Consider the following 20,759-nt stretch of genomic DNA (forward strand, 5'->3'; position numbering starts at 1 on the left):
ACCCCGGATATGACCAACAGTCCATTGATACCTCTTCTTCCGCCGATCGATCCCGCCGCTGCCGATGATCTCGGCATACCGGAAAGTTTTGTACCGTGGCCTCTGAACGCGGAGCCGGACACCATGATTGCGGAACCCCCGGCACCGGATCTCTTCACGAGCCTGTCCAGGGTGAATGCGCTTGGTCCCTGGGGCTGGCCGGACAGGCCGGTCGTCTTCATTTCGGACCTGCACGCCGACGCGGAAAGCCTGCTACGGTCCCTCGTCGCAGCGCGCGTGATCCTGCGCACAGGTCAAGGCCTGACCGACTATAAGCTGACCACCTTCGGCAAGAGCTGTCAGATCATCATTGGCGGGGACTGCCTCGACAAGGGCCCGAGCAATCTCGATTTGCTGGACTGCCTCGCGGCGCTGATGCAGGCCGGACCGGACATCGTTCTGCTTGCGGGCAATCACGATCTCCGCCTTTATCTCGGGCTGCAATCTCTGACCGTCAAACGGGGGTCGCTCAACGCACACATGTTCGTGCGCATGGGAAAGAAGGTGTTGCCGCTTCTGCGCGAGGTCTTCGACAGGCATGTCGATTGGGATCGGGAAAAGCGGGAGATGCCGGACGAGGAGACGTGTCTTCGCCTGATGATCCCGGGCAGGAAATGGACACGGACCTTCCCGAAAATGGCCGCACGGCACCTGAACGAATCGGCGGTCCGCAAGGAAATGCGCCGCCTGAAGAAAAAGACAGAGAAGTTTGCCGATCACGCGAGGGAAGCTGGCATGTCGGTCCGTCAGCTCTATGCCGCGGCACTGGCATGCCGCGACCTCTTCGTTGAACCCGCCGGTCGCTACGCGTGGTTCTTCAAGAGCATGAAGGCCGTTCACCAGAGCGGATCCCTGCTCTTCGTTCACGCCGGAGTGGACGACAGTATGGCTGCCCTGATTTCAGCAAAGGGCATCGCGCATGTGAACAGGCGCTTTCGCAAGGAAAGCAGAAAGGATCCCTTCGTTTTCTATTCCGGAACGGTCGCCAACCTGATGCGCACCAAATACCGGGATGTCGATCACCCGCTGACGGAACGGGGTGTTGAAGACCTGCATCTGGCCGGGATCAAGATGCTGGTCCACGGACACGTCAACCGGCATCGGGGCCAGGAACTCAAGACCAAGCACGGGCTGCTGCATCTGGAAGCCGACATTACACTTGACCGGCATTCCAGAAGGTCGGAAGGTCTGGACGGTATCGGAACGGGAGCGACGATCATTCATCCGGACGGCAACATCATCGGCATCAGCCGCGACTACCCGCACGCCAAGCTGTTCGATCCGCATCGGTTCCTCAAGCAACACGGACTGACCTGATGATGGAACGCAAGGGCCGGTTCCGGCATCAATCCCTGCAGGACAAGAAGTCCATTCTGAAAATGCTGGACGCGCTGAAACGCGGGATCTCCAAGGGTGAGATCGAGTTTGGCGACGATACCGGCGACATCACCCTGGAGCCGCATGGTCTGATGAATCTCAGGGTCACCGCCACCAACGAGGACGGACAGTCCCGGCTCGACATGCGCATCAGCTGGACAAATGACAGCCAGGAAAACAAGGATGTCGGCAAGCTGAAGGTGAAGGGCGGGTAGGTTCACCCGCCCGACATTTCCTACCTCAAGGGGCGCTGGCCGAAAGACGGCGTCTCTCTGTCCATGCGGTCCAGATTGATGATGGTCGACAGCATGATCCGGTCCTGGCTCCAGTCCGCCGGCTTCTGGATGGACAGGGCGGACAGGAACACGATCGCGACCATCGGCAGGACGGCAAGCCAGACAAAACCCCAATGCGGACGCATCCGATCTTTTTCCAGAAGGGCTTCGACCCGTCGGCGGAGCTTTTGCGCGGGCGACCGGCGCAGGAACCGGTCCTGCACTTCGATCAGCGCAACGGCCGCGACATTGCCGACCTTGTCCTTGGCGGCAAGGCTCTGCCGGCGTCTAAGCCCGGCCTGTGCCGCCCGCAGCAGGCACATGCAATAGGATCTCAGATCGACGTCCGACGCGTCGGTCACCTTCTGGTCGCAGGCAAGCTCGCGCAGGCGCTCGACCTCGGACTTCCAGATATAGAAGAACGGGTTCCAGAAGAAGAACGGCCGCAGGAATTCCAGACCGATTTCCCAGCTGACGTCACCCTGGCGCAGGTGCTGGAATTCGTGCTTCAGGACGAATTTCAGGTCACTCGGTTTTGCCAGCAGTTCCGACGGGATCACCACGTAGTTGCGTGTCAGCCCTCTTGCTGAAAACGGCACAAGCGCATGATCGGACAAGAGCAGGTGCAGACGCCCGGACCGTCGCCATGAGTGACATCCGGACAGCATCCGTTTGAGACGTACGACGTTGAGGCCCAGCCGCGCCGCGAAAAACGCGAAACCCGCCAGCAGGAAAACGCCGACTGCCATGCCGAAACCGGGTGCGAAGGACACGATGCCTTCCGTCACACGGCTTCGAAGACCGAGCAGCGATTGAAAGTCCTCCGCGGGAATGGCGATGCCGCCGCGCAGATATTGCGAGACGGCATAGTCGGCAAGATTGAGCGACCCCGCCACCGGGACGACCTTTGCGACCTGCATGTATTGATAAACCGCCACCGCAAGCGGCGACAGCACCATGACCGCGAAGAGGCCGTTCAGGATGGCCAGCTGATAGTTGAAGGCCAGTTTTCTTCCGAACCGGTTCAACGTCAGTTTCGCGGCGAGCCAGATGATGGCCGTGAGGGCCAGCGTAATATTCAGATCGACGTAAATGTCGAATACCTGGTTAAGTAGCGTCATCTGTCCTCCTCCTGTCCAGTAACGCTCTCATTTCCTCCAGATCGTCGTTCGAGAGTTCGTATTCGTCGACGAGCCTTGCCACGAGGGACGCAGGTGTGCCGTCGAACAGTTTTTCAGACAGATTTCTCAGGGAACGGGACTGGTAGGTGTCCTTGGTCAGCCGGGGGGTATAGATGAATGTTTTGCCTTCTTTCCGGCTGTCCACGAAGCCTTTCTCATCCAGGATCCGCATGATGGTTGCACAGGACGTGTAGGCAAGCTGTCTGTCCGACGGCAGCGATGCGAGGATATCCCGCACGGAGCCTTCGCCGAGCTTCCAGAGTTCGGTCATGAACTCCAGTTCGACTTCGGTCAGAAACTCGTTGCTTTTACGCTTTCTCATTACAGCCCTGTGCCGATTGAGGATTGGATGCGGCTCAGGCCATGCCCCAAAAGATCTTTGCGATGATTTGATTGCATGCCCGGAACCTATTCATGCACGATTGCTTCGAAATTACTATCGCTTTGGCTGTTTCCGCCCGTTTTCTTCTGCTGGCAAAGGCCGCGCCTCCGCCTGCACGTCACACCTTCCAGAAACAGAACGCCCCCCAGCCGATGCTGAGCGCGAGCGGCCACCACAGCGGATGACCCATCAGCCCGAGCCAGGCAAGGAAGATGTAGGCCGTTCCGAGCAGGGTGATGAAGAGACGGTCGCCTCGCGTTGTCGTCAGGCCAAGGACGCCGCGGCGGGCATCGCCGCCGGGGTACTTGATTTCGAGCACGGTCAAAAGACCGATTGCGGAAAATATGCCGACGAACAGCAGCGCCGTCGGCCAGGTCCACGCCATCCAGCCGAGCATCAGACCCTCCCCAGGGCAAAGCCCTTGGCTATGTAGTTGCGAACAAAGTAGATGACGATGGCGCCGGGAATGATAGTCAGGGTCCCGGCGGCCGCCAGCAGCCCGAGTTCATAGCCCGCGGAGGAAGCGGTCCGGGTCATCACGGCGGCAATGGGTTTGGCCTCGACGGCGGTCAGCGTCTTGGACAGCAGCATCTCCACCCATGAGAACATGAAGCAGAAGAAAGCCGCCACACCGACGCCCGACTTGATGGCAGGCAGGAAGATGGTCACGAAGAACCGCGGGAACGAGTACCCGTCCACATAGGCGGTTTCGTCCAGTTCCTTCGGCACGCCGCTCATGAAACCTTCGAGGATCCAGACAGCGAGCGGGATGTTGAACAGGCAGTGCGCGAGCGCAACGGCCAGGTGCGTGTCGAACAGTCCCACCGCCGAGTACAGCTGGAAGAACGGCAGCGCGAACACGGCGGCAGGTGCCATCCTGTTTGTCAGCAGCCAGAAGAAGAGCTGCTTGTCGCCGACGAACGAATACCGGGAAAAGGCATAGGCCGCCGGCAGCGCGACCATCACCGAGATCACGGTGTTCAAGGTCACGTAGATGATCGAGTTGATGTAGCCCCAGTACCAGGTCGGGTCGGTCAGGATCTCGATGTAGTTGGCAAACGTCCAGGTTTGCGGGAACAGCGAGAACCCGGCCAGGATTTCGTTGGTGGTCTTGAAGCTCATCGCGACGAGCCAGTAGATCGGCAGCATCAGGAAGAGAATGTAGAGCGCGGGAACCAGGCTTTTCAGACGCATGATCTGTCTCCTCAGTTCTTGTTATCGTTCAGTGTCATCAGCGTGTAGAACAGCCAGGAGACAAACAGCGTGATGGCAAAGTAGATGAGCGACATGGCAGCTGCCGGTCCGAGGTCGAACTGACCGAGAGCAATCTTCACCAGGTCGATGGAGAGCAACGTGGTGGAATTGCCCGGTCCGCCACCGGTCAGGACGAACGGCTCGGTGTAGATGTTGAAGCTGTCCATGAACCGCAACAGGATCGCGATGGTCAGAACCGTCTTCATCTTCGGCAGCTGGATGAACCGGAAAACCGCCCAGTTGGATGCCCCGTCGATTTCCGCGGCCTGGTAGTAGGCGTTGGGGATCGACACCAGGCCCGCATAGGCAAGCAGCACGACAAGAGACGTCCAGTGCCAGACATCCATGACGATGATGGTGACCCAGGCCGCAAAGGGATCCTGCGTCATGTCGTAGGACAGGCCCAGCGTGTGGTTCATGAAGTAGCCGAGCAGGCCGATATCGGGCAGCGTGAAGATGTTCCACATCGCGCCGACGACGTTCCACGGGATCAGCATGGGCAGAGCCATGGTCACGAGACAGAACGGCACCCATGGACCCTTTTTGGGCATGGAAAGCGCGATTGCGATACCGAGCGGCACCTCGATGATCAGGATCAGGAAGGTGAACAGGAACTGGCGCCCGAGCGCATTGTGAAAGCGCTCCGAGGTCAGCACCTGTTCGAACCAGTCCAGTCCTTGCCAGAAGAACAGGTTGTCGCCAAAGGTTTCCTGGACGGAGTAATTGACCACCGTCATCATCGGAATGAGCGCATTGAACGCGACCAGCAGGAGCACTGGCGTCACGAACCACCAGGCGCGTTGATTCTGGGTTTTCACTGGACACCCTCCCCAGGCGTGCTTGCCAGCCATCCGTCTTTGTAAAGCCGGGTCTGGGATTGCTTGAACGCGAGTTTGATGGAATCGCCGGCATTCGGCGCGTCACCTTCAAGGATCGCGTGAACACGGCTGTCACCGGCCATGGCCTCGACCACCTTGTGGCGGCCGACATCGGCGACCTTGCGCACCTTGGCATCAAGGCCAGATCCGTTGCCGGACACGGAGACGAATTCCGGGCGAATGCCGATTTCGGCCGCGCCGTTTGCGGTTCCTTCCAGCGGTCCCTCGAGGCTGATCAGTTCGTCACCGAAAAACGCCCCTCCGTCACGCACGTCGCACGGCAGCACGTTCATGCCCGGCGAACCGATGAAATGGCCGACAAACGTGTGCGCGGGACGCTCGAACAGTTCGACCGGTGTTCCGATCTGCACGATCTCGCCGTCCTGCATGACGACGACCTGATCGGCAAAGGTCAGGGCCTCGGTCTGGTCGTGGGTGACGTAGATCATGGTCGCCTTGACCCGCTGGTGGAGTTCCTTGAGCTTCGACCGCAGCTTCCACTTCAGATGCGGATCGATCACCGTAAGCGGTTCATCGAACATCACCACGTTGACGTCCTGGCGCACCAGCCCGCGGCCCATGGAGATCTTCTGCTTGTTGTCGGGCGACAGGTTCGCGGCACGCGTGGTCAGCATGTCGGTGACCTCGAGCATCTCTGCGATCGCGGTCACACGCTCCCTGACGGTTGCCTCGTCCCGGCCGCGATTGCGCAGCGGGAATGCCAGATTGTCGTAGACCGTCATCGTGTCGTAGATGACCGGGAACTGGAACACCTGCGCGATGTTGCGCTTCGCCGGCGGCAGCGACGTCACGTCCTGATCGTCGAACAGGATCTTGCCTTCGGACGGCACCAGCAGTCCGGAGATGATGTTCAGGAGCGTGGACTTGCCGCACCCGGAGGGTCCGAGCAGGGCATACGCACCGCCGTCATCCCAGGTCAGGTCGATTTTCTTCAGGGCATAGTCCGCATCACCCGACGGATTGGGGTGATAGCTATGCCGCAGGTTGGAGAGCTTTATTTGTGCCATGGCGTTCTCTCCTCAAGCCACCAGTGCGCCGTCGGGCGCAAAGAAGAAACAGTGGCTCGGGTCCAGGTAGAACGCGTGGACCTCGCCAACGAAATAGGGATGAACGCCCGGCGACAGCGACACCCAGGATTGCCCCTGGAGATCGAAGTGGGCGCTGCTTTCCGAGCCGCTCAGTTCCGTGACCTGGACGTGGCCTTCCAGGCGGACCGAATGCGCGGGGGTTTCCACCGGCATGACATGGTTCGGCCGGATCGCCAGCGTATAGGGTCCGTCCTTGAGAGCAGCGACATTCGCCGGCGCCTGCCAGCGAATGTCTTCCGTCAGCACCACCATGTCGCCCTGTTTGGTGACCGGTGCGGTGTTGATCGGCGGATTTGAAAACACCTTGGCGGCATCGAGGTCCTTTGGCTTCCGATAGATCTCGGAGGTCGGCCCGAACTGGACCACGTTCCCGTCCGTCATCAGGGCGGTCTTGCCGCCCAGCAAAAGCGCCTCTTCGGGTTCGGAGGTCGCGTAGACCACCACCGCGCCGCGGCCTGCAAAGAGATCGGGCAGCTGGTCGCGCAGTTCCTCGCGCAGCTTGTAGTCGAGGTTGGCGAGCGGTTCGTCGAGAAACACCGCGTCGCTTGTCTTGACGATGGCGCGCGCGAGCGCCGTGCGCTGCTGCTGACCACCGGAAAGCTCATGCGGCTTGCGGTTCAGATAGGGTTTCAGCCGGAGCAGATCGGCGGCTTCTTCCACCCGGCCCTGGATTTCCGATTTGGCGACACCGGCCACTTTCAGCGGCGAGGCGATGTTGTCGTAGACCGACATGTGCGGATAGTTGACGAAGAACTGGTGCACAAGGCTGATATTGCGCTTTTGCGCCGACAGCTTCGACACGTCCTTGCCGTTCAGAATGATCTGTCCCGATGCAAGGCCATCCAGTCCGGCCATGAGCTTGATGAGCGATGTTTTGCCGGCGCCGGTCTCACCAAGGAGAACGTTGAATTGGCCGGGCTGAAGCGTCAGGCTCGTGTCCTTGATATGGGTGATACCCTGGACCTGCTTGGTGACGTTTTTGAGTTCAAGAGACATGTATTCTAGCCCGCGTCCGGACAGGGCAGTCCATGGAAGCGTTGTGCTTCGTGCCCGTCACAGTCGGATCGGTGATGGACCGGGGACGAGCCCCGGCCCAGACGAGTCAAGTGTTACACTTTTGCTTATTGACCCCAGCGGGCAACAAGCTCGTCATAGTTGACGGTGACACCCTGCGGCTTCTCGTTTTCGAGCTTGGCCTTCGGGGCACCCGGCTTGGACAGCCAGACCTGCGGGTCCTGCGGCTCGTTGAGACGCGGTCCGCAACCGCCGTAGACGTTGGCGCGCTCGTCGGCCTGCTGCATGCGGGCCATGACGATGTCCATTTCCTCGGCGAGACGATCCATCGCTTCCTGCGGCGTGAAGGCGCCGGAGTTCACGTCACCGATCTGCTGCCACCAGATCTGCGCCAGTTTCGGATAATCCGGAACGTTGACGCCGGTCGGCGACCAGGCCACACGGTCGGGCGAACGGTAGAATTCGACCAGACCACCCAGCTTCGGTGCACGCTCGGTGAAGGATTCGTGGTTGATGGTGCTGTCGCGGATGAACGTCAGACCCACGTGGCTCTTTTTGGTGTCGACGGTCTTGGACACGACGAACTGTGCGTAGAGCCAGGCTGCCTTGGCACGGTCTTCCGGGGTGGACTTCAGGATGGTCCAGGAACCCACGTCCTGGTAACCGACCTTCTGGCCTTCTTCCCAGTAAGGACCATGCGGGCTCGGCGCCATGCGCCACAGCGGCGTGCCTTCATCGTCAACCGTGTTGTTGCCTTCCGACTTCGGCTTCACCATGTCGGCTGTGAACGCGGTGTACCAGAAGATCTGCTGGGCAACGTTGCCCTGGCTGAGCGCCGGCAGGGACTGGTAGAAGTCGAAGCTGGCAGCACCCGGAGGCGCATAGTTGCGCAGCCACTCGTCCCACTTGCGGATCGCGTAGACGGCCGCAGGGCCGTTGGCAGCACCACCGCGCGACACGGACGCACCGACAGGATTACAGGTGTCCGCTTCCATGCGGATACCCCATTCATCGACCGGGATACCGTTCGGCTCACCCTTGTCGCCCGCGCCGGCCATGGAAAGCCAGGCATCGGTCATGCGCCAGCCGAGGTCCGGAGCGCGCTTGCCGTAATCCATGTGACCATAGATCGTGACGCCGTCGATTTCCTTGACATCCTTGGAGAAGAACTCCGCGATGTCCTCATAGGCCGACCAGTTGACCGGCACACCGAGATCGTAGCCGTACTTGTCCTTGAAGGCCGTCTTGAGGTCTTCGCGGTCGAACCAGTCTTTGCGGAACCAGTAGAGGTTCGCGAACTGCTGGTCGGGCAGCTGGTAGAGATCGCCGTCGGGACCCGTGGTGAACTGGGTTCCCATGAAATCCTCGAGGTCGAGCCCGGGGTTGGTCACGTCCTTGCCGTCGCCGGCCATCCAGTCAGTCAGGTTATAGGCGAGCTGCAGGCGGGAGTGGGTTCCGATCAGGTCGGAATCGTTGACATAGGCGTCATAGAGGTTCCGGCCGGTCTGCATCTGGGTCTGAACGGCCTGAACGACCTCACCCTCACCAAGGATCTGGTGATTGACCTTGATGCCGGTGATTTCCTCGAATGCCTTTGCGAGAACTTCCGACTCGTAAGAGTGCGTCGGAATGCCTTCGGACAGGACGTTGATTTCCATGCCGTTGAACGGTTCGGCCGCCTTGATGAACCACTGCATCTCGGCAAGCTGCTCGTCCTTGTTCAGAACGGACGGCTGGAATTCCTGGTCGATCCACTTCTGTGCCGCTGCTTCATCGGCATAAGCAGATCCTGCTCCCGCAAGTACAGCACCGGCTGCAACTGCGGAGAGTAGATACTTGCGCATCTTCATCTCCTCCCATGTGAGTATGAAAGCCGTTTGTAACCGGCTCGTCATACTTGGTCACACCGTTGCCACGATGTCAAACTAAATATTTAGTAGGTATTTTTTTCGGGGGCGTAAAAAAATAAGATATTGAATCTAATAATTTATTTTGGACGAAATTCTTGCCCACAAAGTGCGATTCAACAGGTGTTTCAAGCCGCCGATCAACGCAGTGTGGCACAATTTTGACATTTCACATAGCGCAAATTTCGATTTCGCTTCTTTCGCTTCAGCATCGAAATAGCTTCATTCAAGCTTCATTTTGCAGTGCAAACGAAAAAAGCGAACCGGATTTCGCAACGCGGTATGCCGTTTGGATCGGCGCCTGGCGAAACCGGCGATACATTTCGATGGACACGGACGGCACAGTCGGCAGACCGGTCATCGGAGTAAAAGGTCTGCGAAGTGACGGGCCTTTCAGAGCACGGTCCTGACGTGCCAGAGCTCGGGAAAAAGTTCGACCTCGAGCATGCGTTTCAGATAGGAGACGCCGCCCGTACCACCCGTTCCGCGCTTGAAGCCGATCACCCGCTCGACGGTTGTTACGTGATTGAAACGCCAACGCCGGAAATAGTCCTCCAGGTCGACCAGCTTTTCACCGACCTCATAAAGGGCCCAGTACCGGGATGGATCCCGGTAGACGGTTTGCCAAAGCTCTTTAACCGGTTCGACGGCCGCATGCGGCGCAGACGACGGCACACTGAGGCACTCTTCCGGCAGCGTGAAGCCCTGGCGGCAGGCGAATTTCAGAACAACCTGGTAGAGGGTCGGTTTCGCAAGTTCGCTTTCCAGCAGAGCGGTCCCGTCCGGATCATGGGCATGCGGCTTGGTCATTGCGATGTTGCGGTTGCCCAGGACATATTCGATCAGCCTGTACTGGAGCGACTGAAAGCCGGAAGACTGGCCGAGCGCATCGCGGAACCGGGTGTAGTCGCTCGGCGTCATGGTCCGCAGCACGTCCCAGGCCGAATTGAGCTGTTCCATGATCCGGCTGACCCTGGCCAGCAGCTTCATCGCCTCCGGCATCCGGTCATTGTCGATTGCATCGCGCGCTGCATGAAGTTCATGCAGCATGAGCTTCATCCAGAGTTCCGAGGTCTGGTGCTGAATGATGAACAGCAGCTCGTCCGGCGCATCGGAGAGTGCCTTTTGCGCCGTCAGAATTTTTGAAAGGCCGAGATAGTCGCCATAGGACATCTTGTCGGCGAAGGCCATTTCAGCGCCGTCATCCGCCGGATTGTAGGCCGTGTTGGGTTCTTTTTTGTCGGTCATCGGGACATCTCGCTCAAGACAGCGCCGGGGATTCGCGCCAGCCGGCCAGAACGTGTCGGTCAAACGCAAACGCGGCCGGGTGGAAAACTCATAGCGGCAAGAGAGCTATCACGAAAGGGTGCACCGGTTTTCCGGCCGGAGGCAGGCCGTCGCAACCATATGTCTGTGTTGGCAAAGAAACACGTGGTGCGGTGCGTCAAAGTATGAAACGCTACACCCCGTTTTTCCAGCCCACGGTGATCACGGCCTCCAATGTCCATAAGAGCAAGTATCTATCATCTCACGCACTACCGCTACGACCGCCCGGTTACGCTCGGGCCGCAGATCATCAGGTTGAGACCGGCCCCGCACAGCCGGACACGTGTCCTTTCGCACTCACTGAAGGTTTCGCCCGGCGGCCATTTCGTCAATCATCAGCAAGACCCCTACGGCAACTGGCTCGCCCGGTTCGTCTTTCCCGAGCCGGTGCGTGAGTTCAAGATCGAGGTCGATCTCACCGCGGACATGTCCGTCTACAATCCCTTCGACTTCTTCGTCGAAGAAACTGCGGAATATTGGCCGTTCGAATATCCGGAGGAGCTCCGCGACGATCTCTTGATCTACCGGCGTGTCGAAACACCGGGACCGCATCTCCAGCAGTTCCTGGACGCCGTTCCGAGGGAAAAACAGAAGACCATCGATTTCATCGTTGCCCTCAATGCGCGCGTGTCCGGCGAAGTCGGCTATGTCATCCGCATGGAACCGGGCGTGCAGACGCCGGAAGAAACCTTCGAAAGGGGAACCGGCTCCTGCCGTGATTCGAGCTGGCTGCTCGTGCAGGCCCTCAGGCATCTCGGCTTCGCCGCGCGCTTCGTGTCCGGTTACCTGATCCAGCTGAAACCGGACCTGGAAGCCCTTGACGGACCTTCGGGCACGGATCATGATTTTACCGATCTGCATGCCTGGGCGGAAGTCTACCTTCCCGGCGCGGGCTGGATCGGGCTCGACCCGACCTCGGGGCTCCTTACCGGTGAGAGCCACATTCCGCTGGCGGCGACACCGCACTACAGCAACGCGGCCCCCATCGTGGGCATGGCGAGTGCGGCCGATGTCGACTTTTCCTTCGACATGCAGGTCTCCAGGATTGCCGAGCACCCGCGTATCACCAAGCCGTTTTCCGAAGAGGCGTGGACGGATCTCAACCGGCTCGGAGAGGAGGTCGACCGGATCCTGAAGCAGGAAGACGTTCGGCTGACCATGGGCGGCGAACCCACATTCGTTTCCATTGACGACTTCGAAGCTGCGGAGTGGAACACCGACGCCGTGGGGCCGACGAAGCGGGACCTGGCCGACAAGCTGATCCGCCGCCTCCGCTCGCGGTTCGCGCCGGGCGGCTTTCTGCATTATGGCCAGGGCAAGTGGTATCCGGGTGAAACGCTGCCGCGCTGGACGTTTTCGCTCTACTGGCGGCAGGATGAAAAACCGATCTGGTCCGATCCCGCGCTGATCGCCGCCGAAGGCACGGAGACCGGCGCCGATGCCGGTCAGGCCGAAGCTCTCCTGCAGCAAATTGCCGAGCGCCTGGAACTCGAACCGGACTACGTCGTACCAGCATACGAGGACCCGTCGGTCTGGCTGATCAAGGAAGCCAATCTTCCCGAGAATGTGACACCGGACAATTCGGCGCTGGAAGACGCCGAGGCAAGGCACCGCATTGCGCGCGTCTTTGATCGCGGCCTGACGAAACCGGCGGGCTACATTTTGCCCGTGCAGCGCTGGCAATCGAAATCGACCGGAAAAAGGTGGCGGTCCGAGCACTGGAAGCTGCGCCGCGATGCGCTGTTCCTCGTGCCCGGCGACAGCCCGGTCGGCTATCGCCTGCCTCTGGAATCCCTGCCCTATGTCCCGCCGGCCCAGTACCCTTATACGAATATCGCCGATCCGACCGTTCCCCGCGAACCGCTTCCGGAATTTTCAGCCGAGCCGCGTCCGGCAAGACGGCAGGGTGTCGCCAGTTTCACCGCCGGCGGACCGACGCAGGACAGGCGCGAGCAAGGTCAGGGCGAAGGTGAGCTCGGCGACGCGGACGTCAGGACGGCCCTGTCCGTCGAACCGCGTGACGGGCGGCTTTGCGTGTTCATGCCGCCGGTCGAGCGCCTCGAGGACTATCTGGAGCTGATCGCCGTTGCCGAAGCGGCGGCGGCGGATTTGAATCTCCCTGTGCACATCGAGGGCTATCCGCCCCCGCCCGACCCGCGCATGAACGTCATCCGTGTGGCGCCGGACCCCGGTGTCATCGAGGTCAACATCCATCCGGCCGGCAGCTGGAAAGACTGCGTCGACATCACCGAAGGCGTCTACGAGGAAGCCAGGCAAAGCCGTCTCGGCGCCGACAAGTTCATGATTGACGGCAAGCACACCGGAACTGGCGGCGGCAACCACGTCGTTATCGGGGGAGCGACACCGCTCGACAGCCCGTTCCTGAGGCGCCCGGACCTGCTCAGGAGCCTCGTGCTCCACTGGCAGCGCCATCCGAGCCTATCCTATCTCTTCTCGGGTCTCTTCATCGGCCCGACGTCCCAGGCCCCGCGCGTTGATGAAGCCCGCCACGACGGGCTTTACGAACTGGAGGTTGCCCTTTCCCAGATCCACCGTCCCGGCGAGGGTGCCGCTCCGTTCCCGTGGCTGCTCGACCGGCTGTTGCGCAATCTCCTGGTCGATGTCACCGGCAACACGCACCGGGCGGAAATCTGCATCGACAAGCTCTATTCCCCGGACGGTCCGACGGGCCGCCTCGGTCTTGTCGAGTTCAGGGGTTTTGAAATGCCGCCGGACCCGCGCATGAGCCTTGCGCAACAACTGCTTCTGCGCGCGCTCGTCGCCCGGCTCTGGCAACATCCGCTTTCGGGCAATCTCACACGCTGGGGCACGACGCTGCACGACCGTTTCATGCTGCCGCATTTCGTCTGGGCGGATTTCATGGACGTGCTCCGCGACCTGGAGCATCACGGCTTTTCTATGCGACCGGAATGGTTCGAGGCCCAATGCGAATTCCGTTTTCCCTTCTGCGGGGAAATCGAGGTCGAAGGTGTCCACCTGGAACTGCGTCAGGCCCTGGAGCCCTGGCACGTGCTTGGCGAAACCGGCGCAATCGGAGGCACTGTCCGCTACACAGACAGCTCCACAGAGCGGCTTCAGGTCAAGCTGTCGGCCGCCGATCAGGAACGCTACGCCGTGACCTGCAATCGCCGGATGATCCCGCTCAGGAAAACGGAGACCAACGGCATTGCGGTTGGCGGCGTCCGCTACAAGGCCTGGCAGCCGTCCATGGCGCTCCATCCTGTTCATCCGGTGGATGCGCCGCTGACATTCGATATTTTCGATCGTTGGAGCGGCCGTGCCATCGGCGGCTGCGTCTATCACGTGGCGCACCCGGGAGGGCGCAACTACGACACATTCCCCGTCAACGGCAACGAAGCCGAAGCCCGGCGGCTGTCGCGCTTCGAGCCGCACGGCCACACGCCCGGGCTCTACACGCCGCAGACCGAGCACCCGCACCCGGAGTTTCCATTGACCTTGGACCTCAGACGCCCTGTGGGTGTATAAGGCTCTTTCGGCTTTGAAAGACCCGGCACGGGAATCATGGAATGAGTTTGGACGAAACGGCAGAAAGCGGCGGTCAGGGATACGGTTTGTTGAAATCCTACCGGCCGTTTCCGGGCGTTTCGGACGAACTGCTCGATCCGGCCGGCAACGTCCGTCCCGTGTGGCGGCCGTTTCTGGACCACCTGTCCTCGCTCAGCATCGAAGACATCAACGACCGGTTCGCGCGCGGCAACCAGTATCTCAACGACGCCGGCGTTTACTTCCGCCAATATGGCCAGGACGGCGCCATGGAGCGGGAATGGCCGCTCAGCCACATTCCCGTCGTCATTGGCGAAGGGGACTGGCAGGCGATCGCGGACGGGCTGGTGCAGCGGGCGGAGCTCCTGGAAAAAGTGGTGGGGGACATCTACGGCGAGAACCGCCTCGTGTCCGACGGCTATCTGCCGGCCAGCCTGATCGCCGAAAGCCCCGAATGGCAGCGTCCTCTGGTCGGCGTCACACCAAGGTCTGGCTACTTCCTGCATTTCCTTGCCTTTGAAATCGGCCGGGGTCCGGACGGGACCTGGTGGGTGCTGTCCGACAGGGCGCAGGCGCCGTCCGGTGCCGGCTTCGCCCTGGAGAACCGGGTGGCGACGGGACGCATCTTCAACGAGTTCTTCGCCAGGGCCAACGTCCACCGGCTCGCCGGCTTCTTCCGCCGGTTTCGCGACCATCTTCTGGATCTGCGCGGTGAGCAGGACAGCCGCGTCTCCATCCTGACCCCGGGCCCTCTCAACGACACCTATTTCGAGCATGCCTATATCGCCCGCTATCTGGGCTTCATGTTGCTCGAAGGAGAGGATCTGACGGTCGAAAACGGTCGTTTGATGGTGCGGACGGTGGCGGGTCTGAAGCCGATCAGCGTCCTGTGGCGGCGGCTCGATTCGGCCTGGACCGACCCGGTGGAGTTGAACGAGGAGTCGCATATCGGAACACCCGGCATGGTGGAAGCGGTCCGCGAGGGGACCGTCACGATGGTCAACGCGCTCGGCACAGGCATCCTGGAAACCCGGGCGCTGCTCGCTTTCCTGCCGCGCATTTGCGAGCACTTGCTCGGAACGTCCCTGAAGCTGCCCAACGTCGCCACCTGGTGGTGCGGCGAAGAGGCGACCCGCGCCTATGTCAAGGACAACGCCGCGGCGATGATGTTCAGTCCGGCGCTGTCGACTGCGCTGCCCTTCACGTCCGGACATACCGATTTCATCGGCAAGGATTCCGACAAGTTCCACAAGGGCATTCTGGAAAACTGGATCGACACCGAAAAGGGCCGGCTCGTCGCGCAGGAAGCCGTGACCCTGTCGACCACCCCTGCCTACCACGAAGGTTCGCTTGTGCCGCGCCCGATGAGCCTGCGCGTCTTCCTCGCACGCACGCATAACGGCTGGGAAGTCATGTCCGGCGGATTCGCGCGGATCGGCAAGGAGCCGAGTGCAAGCGCGATCGCCATGCAGTCCGGAGGGTCGGCCGCCGATGTCTGGATCGTCGGCACGCGGAAGCTGGCGATGGACACCCTGCTGCATCAGAGCGAGTCACCCTTCTTCAAGTCTCAATCGGGAGCCCTGCCCTCGCGCGCCGCGGACAATCTCTTCTGGCTTGGCCGTTATGTCGAGCGCGCAGAGGGCGCCGTGCGTCTCCTGCGGGCCTATCACGCCCGGCTGCTGGAGACAGCGGACCCCGAAGCGCCGCTGGTCGCCCGCACCGCGGAATATCTCGACGACATCGGCGTCGCTCCGGAAAGTCCGATCCCCGAAGGCCTCTGTTCCATGCTGCAATCGGCCGTGAACAGCGCCGGCAAGGTCCGTGACCGTTTTTCCGTCGACGGCTGGCTGGCACTCAATGACCTTGCCCAGACGGCGAACGGAGCACGGCGTGTCATGAAGGACGATGCGGACGTTCCCCAGGCGATGAGCCTGCTGCTCCGCAAGATCACCGGCTTTTCGGGACTGGTTCACGAAAACATGTACCGCTTCACCGGCTGGCGTTTCCTCAGCATCGGCCGCGCGCTGGAGCGGGCCAACAGGATGGCGGATCTGCTTTCCGTGTTCACCGGACCGGATGCGCCCGACGGTGCGCTGGAACTTCTTCTGGAAGTCGGGGACAGCGCCATGTCCATGAGCCGGCGCTACGCGGTGTCGCTGAGCCACGCGACGGTGCTTGATCTGCTTGCCATGGACCCGAAGAACCCGCGTTCGGTGATGTATCAGCTCACCGACATGAAAGAGCACATCGATGTCTTGCCGGGAGCATCGGAAAACGGCTATTTGTCCGACCTCGCCCGCGCGGTTCTGCAGATCCACACCAGCCTTGCCGTCGCCACCCCCGAGACGCTGACCCAGGACGCCCTGGGAGAGCTCAGGGACCAGATTGCATTCCTGTCGGTCGAGCTATCAGATGCCTATATCCGCTAGGGTCCGCCGGAGCGGACAGGATCAAATGCGGGAGGAGATGCCGTGCTCTACGACGTGAACCTCGAAATCACCTATGACTATGCCAGCCCCGCGAATTCGGGCCGGCATTCGCTGCGCCTCGTGCCCGCATCGATCCCCGGTGAGCAACGACTCGTGTCGTCAAGCGTCAGGCTCTCGCCCGGACCGACGGAACGGCGCAACAGGACGGATTTTTTCGGCAATGCCGTCACCGATGTGGTCTTCCGACGCGCCCACAGCGAACTCGCCTTCAGGCTGACGGCCCGGATCGACCGCACGTCCGTGCCGCACGAACTCGACATCTCTCCTCCCCTGTCCCTTCTGAAAAGGGAACTGGCCGGCCTCCAGTCCCTCGGGCCCGACGAACCGGTTCATTTTCTGACCGCGTCGCCGCGCCTGCCTCTGGCACCGGCCTTTGCGGTCTACGCGCAGGAACACACCAGCCCGGAGATGAGCGCGGTGGCCGCGGTCGAGGCGATCGGCAGGGCCTTGAATCAGGACATGGATTTCGATGCGGATGCCACCACGGTCGACACGCCGGCGATCGATGCATTCGAGCGCCGGCACGGCGTGTGCCAGGACTTCTCGCATATCATGATCGCCTGCCTCAGAAGCATCGGCATCCCTGCCGGATATGTCAGCGGCTTCCTCAGAACGATCCCGCCGGAAGGCCAGCAGCGCCTGGAGGGCGCCGATGCCATGCATGCCTGGGTGCGCGCCTGGTGCGGCATTGAGAGCGGCTGGATCGAGTATGATCCGACCAATGCGCTGCGTGTCGGCCAGGACCACATTGTCGTGGCCCGCGGCCGGGATTACGGCGATACCGCGCCCGTGAAAGGCGTCCTGCGCACCGCCGGCACCCAGACCACGGGTCACAAGGTCGACGTCATTCCGAGGTAGCGCCGGTCAGCAAAACGAACAGCCATGAACCGGAATTTTGTCCTCCCGGTTTGCCGCGCAGGCGGCAAGACCGGGATCCAGCATTCCCTTTGGCCGGAGGTCAAAAAAGAACAAGAAGACAAATGGTTACCGGTTTCCGGCCTTCCACCGCGCTTCTGCCGGAATGACATGTTCATTGATAGTCAATCGCCTCACGAGATCGACTTTTCCGGTCATGCCATAGCTTGACCATGGCATCCATGCCGTTTCGCCTGCAATCGCACGGCCTCGTATCGCCGCGAAGCAAGGGCATGCATTGCCAGATTAAATCTGGCAATGACACAGAAGAGCGAAAGGCAAACGCCGCAATCTGAGCAGCGCGCAGAGCTGGCAGGCAAGCGCCGAAGCGAACGTCCCCTCTCCCGTTGGGAGAGGGTCAGGGTGAGGGATCAGACGCTTGCGTGTCACACCGGGGTTTGTCCCCTCACCCGGCGCAGTCGCGCCGACCTCTCCCAATGGGAGAGGTAACCACTTCCGAGGAGCGCGCAGAGCTGATGCGCACGCGCCGAAGCGAGCATCCCCTCTCCCGTTGGGAGAGGGTCAGGGTGAGGGATCAGACGCTTGCGTGTCTCACCGGGGTTTGTCCCCTCACCCGGCGCAGTCGCGCCGACCTTTCCCAGTGGGAGAGGTAACCGTCACCCGGCGATCAATGAGCCCGTTCGACCCTAGGCGCAGACCGGAGAGCACTCTGCAAGTCCGGTTACCGGATCGCCTTGTCGTCGCCGTCGAAGAAGTGCATCCGTGTCTCGTCGAACGTCAACCCGATCCGCGCGCCCTCCTCGATTGAATCGCTGCCGCTGATCCTGACGAGAATGGTTTCAAGACCGTCCAGCGCCACATAGAGGAAGATGTCGGCGCCGAGATATTCGGCGACCTCGACCGTTCCGCTGCAATGGCCTTCGCCTTCACCCACGATCGTCATGTGTTCGGGCCGGATGCCGAGCTTGTGCGGCTTCTGTGGCTGATCCGCATGCGGATAGTGGCCGCCGCCATGCCCCTGGAGCGAGAACTGGTCCCCCTCGACGGAACAGGGCAGCACGTTCATTTTCGGCGATCCGATGAACTGCGCGACGAAGAGATTGTCGGGCCGTTCGTAGAGTTCGCGCGGGGATCCGACCTGCTCGATCCGTCCGGCCTGCAGCACCACGATCTTGTCGGCAAGCGTCATCGCCTCGACCTGGTCGTGGGTCACGTAGATCATGGTGGTCCCGAGGCTCTTGTGCAGCCGCGCGACTTCGAATCGCATCTCCACGCGGAGCGCTGCGTCGAGGTTCGAAAGCGGTTCATCGAACAGGAACGCGCTCGGCTCGCGCACGATCGCGCGCCCGATGGCCACACGCTGGCGCTGGCCGCCCGACAGGGCCTTCGGCCTGCGGTCCAGGTAGTCGTCCAGCTTAAGAACTTCTGCCGCCGCGTTCACCTTACTCTCGATTTCAGGCTTGGGAACGCCCGCGGTCTTCAGTCCGAACCCGACATTCTCGCGCACGGACATGTGCGGATAGAGCGCGTAGGACTGGAACACCATCGACAGGCCGCGGCCGGAAGGCGGCAGCGCAGTTACGTCCTTGGCATCGATCTCAATCGAGCCGCGGCTTGTCTCCTCCAGCCCCGAAATCAATCGCAGCAGGGTCGATTTTCCGCATCCGGAAGGTCCGACGAAGATGACGAATTCACCGTCCTGAATATCCAGGTCGATGCCCTTGATCACCTGGAGTTCGCCGAACCATTTCTCGACTTTGTTGAGCTGTATTGCTCCCATGTCCTCAGTCCTCCGGCTTTCTACGCTGCTTGTTTCACATGTGTTGGGGATGCCCAGGTCAGCCAGATGGCTGCGGTCCACGAGAAGGTGCCGCCGCCTGCACCTGCCGCGGTCTCCGGGCTGAAATATTCGGCGAAACCGCTGGTCTCGACCAGCTGCGCCGTATCGCTTCTCAGTTTCTCGGCGCGAACGGTGTCGCCCGCCTCCGCAAAGCCCCGGGCGATCATGTAATTGACCATCGCCCAGACGGGACCGCGCCAGTAACGGAGCGGTTCGAAGCTGCGGTGGTCCGGATCATAGGACGGCATCGTGTAGCGCACCTTGGCGGCGATGCGGTCGAAGTGACCTTGCAGCGAGGTCAGCGTCTTCTCGTCCGCCAGTCCTGCATAGGGGGCCAGGAACGACATGCTCGAAATACCGTCCGTGTGTTTTCCGGATCTGCGGTCAAACGCGACATGCGCCTTCAGGTCGTCGCTCCAGAGATTTTTCGCCCCCTTTTCCATGAGCGCGATCCAGCCCCTGATCTCGTCTGCTTCCGCTGTCTTGCCGAGCTTGTCTGCGAGAACGAGAAGGTCCCGCGACGCCCGCAGGAAAATGAACGTGACCCCCGGATCGGCAACGAAGAACGGGCAGGTCCTGGCGACTTCCGCCGGATCCCATCCAACACTCCGGCATGCTGCCATGATGCTGAGATACCGGTCGTAGTCTTCCTTGTGCGGCCGCATCGCCGGGTCGACATGCGAGGTGTCCTTGCGCTCGTAAGGTTCGATATCCTTGACCTCGACGGCCCGGAGCGCGTCATCCCAGTCGGGCAGATTGTCCCGCCCCGATTCCCAGGGATGGATGATGGCCAGCACGCCGAGATTGTCCGGGTCCCTGTAGGCCAGATACCAGCGGTGCCAGTTCATCAGCTGCGGGAACAGCGCACCGGCCCGTTCGAGCGCGCGGCCGCTCGTGTCGGTGTCGACAAGATCCCGGATGACCGTCGCGGCCACGGGTGGCTGGGAATGGCCGGAGCTCGGGATCGGACCGCCATCCGTTCCCCAGACCTTCGGCCCCGGAAAATAACTCGGGTCGTCCTTTCTGAAGAGGATGTGCGGCACCATGCCGTCCCGCCACTGCCCCTCGAACAGCATTTCGATCTCCCGCCAGGCACGATCCTGGTCGAAGGTTGCAAAGCCGAGCGCGACAAACACCGAATCCCAGTTCCACTGGTAGGGATAGAGCCCTTTTGTCGGCACCGTGTACCCACCCTGATCGTTCTCGATCAGGATGGTTCTGGCTGTGTTATCCAAGTCTGCGTTTGACACAGAAGTCTCCTTGGCCGTTGTGGCCGTTTCATGCGTT

16 protein-coding genes are annotated in these 20,759 nt (G+C 61.1%); 5 read left to right on the plus strand and 11 right to left on the minus strand.

All coding sequences use genetic code 11. The features are described 5' to 3' along the window. Positions 1-9 precede the first annotated feature (9 nt). Both ACO07N_RS03070 and ACO07N_RS03075 read left to right on the plus strand, forming a co-directional pair. On the plus strand, positions 10-1,356 hold the full coding sequence (locus ACO07N_RS03070) for a metallophosphoesterase (protein WP_421979620.1): 1,347 nt from the start codon (positions 10-12) through the stop codon (positions 1,354-1,356). Continuing rightward, complete coding sequence (locus ACO07N_RS03075; RefSeq protein WP_421979621.1) at positions 1,356-1,631, plus strand: amphi-Trp domain-containing protein; 276 nt, start codon at positions 1,356-1,358, stop codon at positions 1,629-1,631. Before ACO07N_RS03070 ends, ACO07N_RS03075 begins: the two co-directional genes overlap by 1 nt. Positions 1,632-1,651: 20 nt before the next feature. On the opposite strand, the gene ACO07N_RS03080 is transcribed toward ACO07N_RS03075, so the two are convergent. The 9 genes from ACO07N_RS03080 to kynA form a co-directional block, all read right to left on the minus strand. After that, positions 1,652-2,812: a M56 family metallopeptidase gene (locus ACO07N_RS03080; protein WP_421979622.1), complete on the minus strand. Its 1,161-nt coding sequence runs from the start codon at positions 2,810-2,812 to the stop codon at positions 1,652-1,654. Further along, positions 2,799-3,194 carry a BlaI/MecI/CopY family transcriptional regulator gene (locus ACO07N_RS03085; protein WP_306144869.1) on the minus strand — a complete coding sequence of 132 codons (396 nt, stop codon included), beginning with the start codon at positions 3,192-3,194 and terminating at the stop codon, positions 2,799-2,801. Before ACO07N_RS03085 ends, ACO07N_RS03080 begins: the two co-directional genes overlap by 14 nt. Before the next feature lie 178 nt (positions 3,195-3,372). Continuing rightward, positions 3,373-3,651: a DUF2160 domain-containing protein gene (locus ACO07N_RS03090; protein ID WP_319383954.1), complete on the minus strand. Its 279-nt coding sequence runs from the start codon at positions 3,649-3,651 to the stop codon at positions 3,373-3,375. Then, positions 3,651-4,448, minus strand: coding sequence for a carbohydrate ABC transporter permease (locus ACO07N_RS03095; protein WP_353993269.1), 798 nt, complete (start codon positions 4,446-4,448; stop codon positions 3,651-3,653). Before ACO07N_RS03095 ends, ACO07N_RS03090 begins: the two co-directional genes overlap by 1 nt. Positions 4,449-4,459: 11 nt before the next feature. Then, positions 4,460-5,326: a carbohydrate ABC transporter permease gene (locus tag ACO07N_RS03100; protein WP_306144866.1), complete on the minus strand. Its 867-nt coding sequence runs from the start codon at positions 5,324-5,326 to the stop codon at positions 4,460-4,462. Then, on the minus strand, positions 5,323-6,414 hold the full coding sequence (locus ACO07N_RS03105; RefSeq protein ID WP_421979623.1) for an ABC transporter ATP-binding protein: 1,092 nt from the start codon (positions 6,412-6,414) through the stop codon (positions 5,323-5,325). The genes ACO07N_RS03100 and ACO07N_RS03105 overlap by 4 nt, the downstream gene beginning before the upstream one ends. Positions 6,415-6,426: 12 nt before the next feature. After that, positions 6,427-7,491 (minus strand): ABC transporter ATP-binding protein, encoded by a 1,065-nt coding sequence (locus ACO07N_RS03110; protein WP_421979624.1) that lies wholly within the window; start codon positions 7,489-7,491, stop codon positions 6,427-6,429. 125 nt (positions 7,492-7,616) lie between these two features. Beyond that, a complete protein-coding gene (locus ACO07N_RS03115) occupies positions 7,617-9,353 on the minus strand; it encodes an ABC transporter substrate-binding protein (RefSeq protein ID WP_421979625.1) in 1,737 nt (578 codons plus the stop codon). 456 nt (positions 9,354-9,809) lie between these two features. Next, positions 9,810-10,664 carry a tryptophan 2,3-dioxygenase gene (kynA, locus tag ACO07N_RS03120; protein WP_421979626.1) on the minus strand — a complete coding sequence of 285 codons (855 nt, stop codon included), beginning with the start codon at positions 10,662-10,664 and terminating at the stop codon, positions 9,810-9,812. Positions 10,665-10,916: 252 nt separating this feature from the next. Here kynA and ACO07N_RS03125 point away from each other — a divergent pair, with 252 nt between their 5' ends. The 3 genes from ACO07N_RS03125 to ACO07N_RS03135 are packed head-to-tail and all read left to right on the plus strand — an operon-like array spanning position 10,917 to position 17,614. Further along, positions 10,917-14,249, plus strand: a complete 3,333-nt coding sequence (locus ACO07N_RS03125; RefSeq protein WP_421979627.1) for a DUF2126 domain-containing protein — start codon at positions 10,917-10,919, stop codon at positions 14,247-14,249. Between the two features lie 41 nt (positions 14,250-14,290). Beyond that, entirely contained in the window at positions 14,291-16,696 is a 2,406-nt protein-coding gene (locus tag ACO07N_RS03130) for a circularly permuted type 2 ATP-grasp protein (RefSeq protein ID WP_421979628.1), read from the plus strand. A gap of 42 nt (positions 16,697-16,738) precedes the next feature. Continuing rightward, positions 16,739-17,614 carry a transglutaminase family protein gene (locus ACO07N_RS03135; protein ID WP_421979629.1) on the plus strand — a complete coding sequence of 292 codons (876 nt, stop codon included), beginning with the start codon at positions 16,739-16,741 and terminating at the stop codon, positions 17,612-17,614. A gap of 739 nt (positions 17,615-18,353) precedes the next feature. Here ACO07N_RS03135 and ACO07N_RS03140 read toward each other — a convergent pair. Both ACO07N_RS03140 and ACO07N_RS03145 read right to left on the minus strand, forming a co-directional pair. After that, entirely contained in the window at positions 18,354-19,412 is a 1,059-nt protein-coding gene (locus tag ACO07N_RS03140) for an ABC transporter ATP-binding protein (protein ID WP_421979630.1), read from the minus strand. Between the two features lie 20 nt (positions 19,413-19,432). Continuing rightward, on the minus strand, positions 19,433-20,722 hold the full coding sequence (locus ACO07N_RS03145; protein WP_421979631.1) for an MGH1-like glycoside hydrolase domain-containing protein: 1,290 nt from the start codon (positions 20,720-20,722) through the stop codon (positions 19,433-19,435). Positions 20,723-20,759: the final 37 nt, after the last annotated feature.

Origin of the sequence: Roseibium sp. (genome assembly GCF_965229775.1) — a bacterium.
GTDB lineage: Bacteria > Pseudomonadota > Alphaproteobacteria > Rhizobiales > Stappiaceae > Roseibium.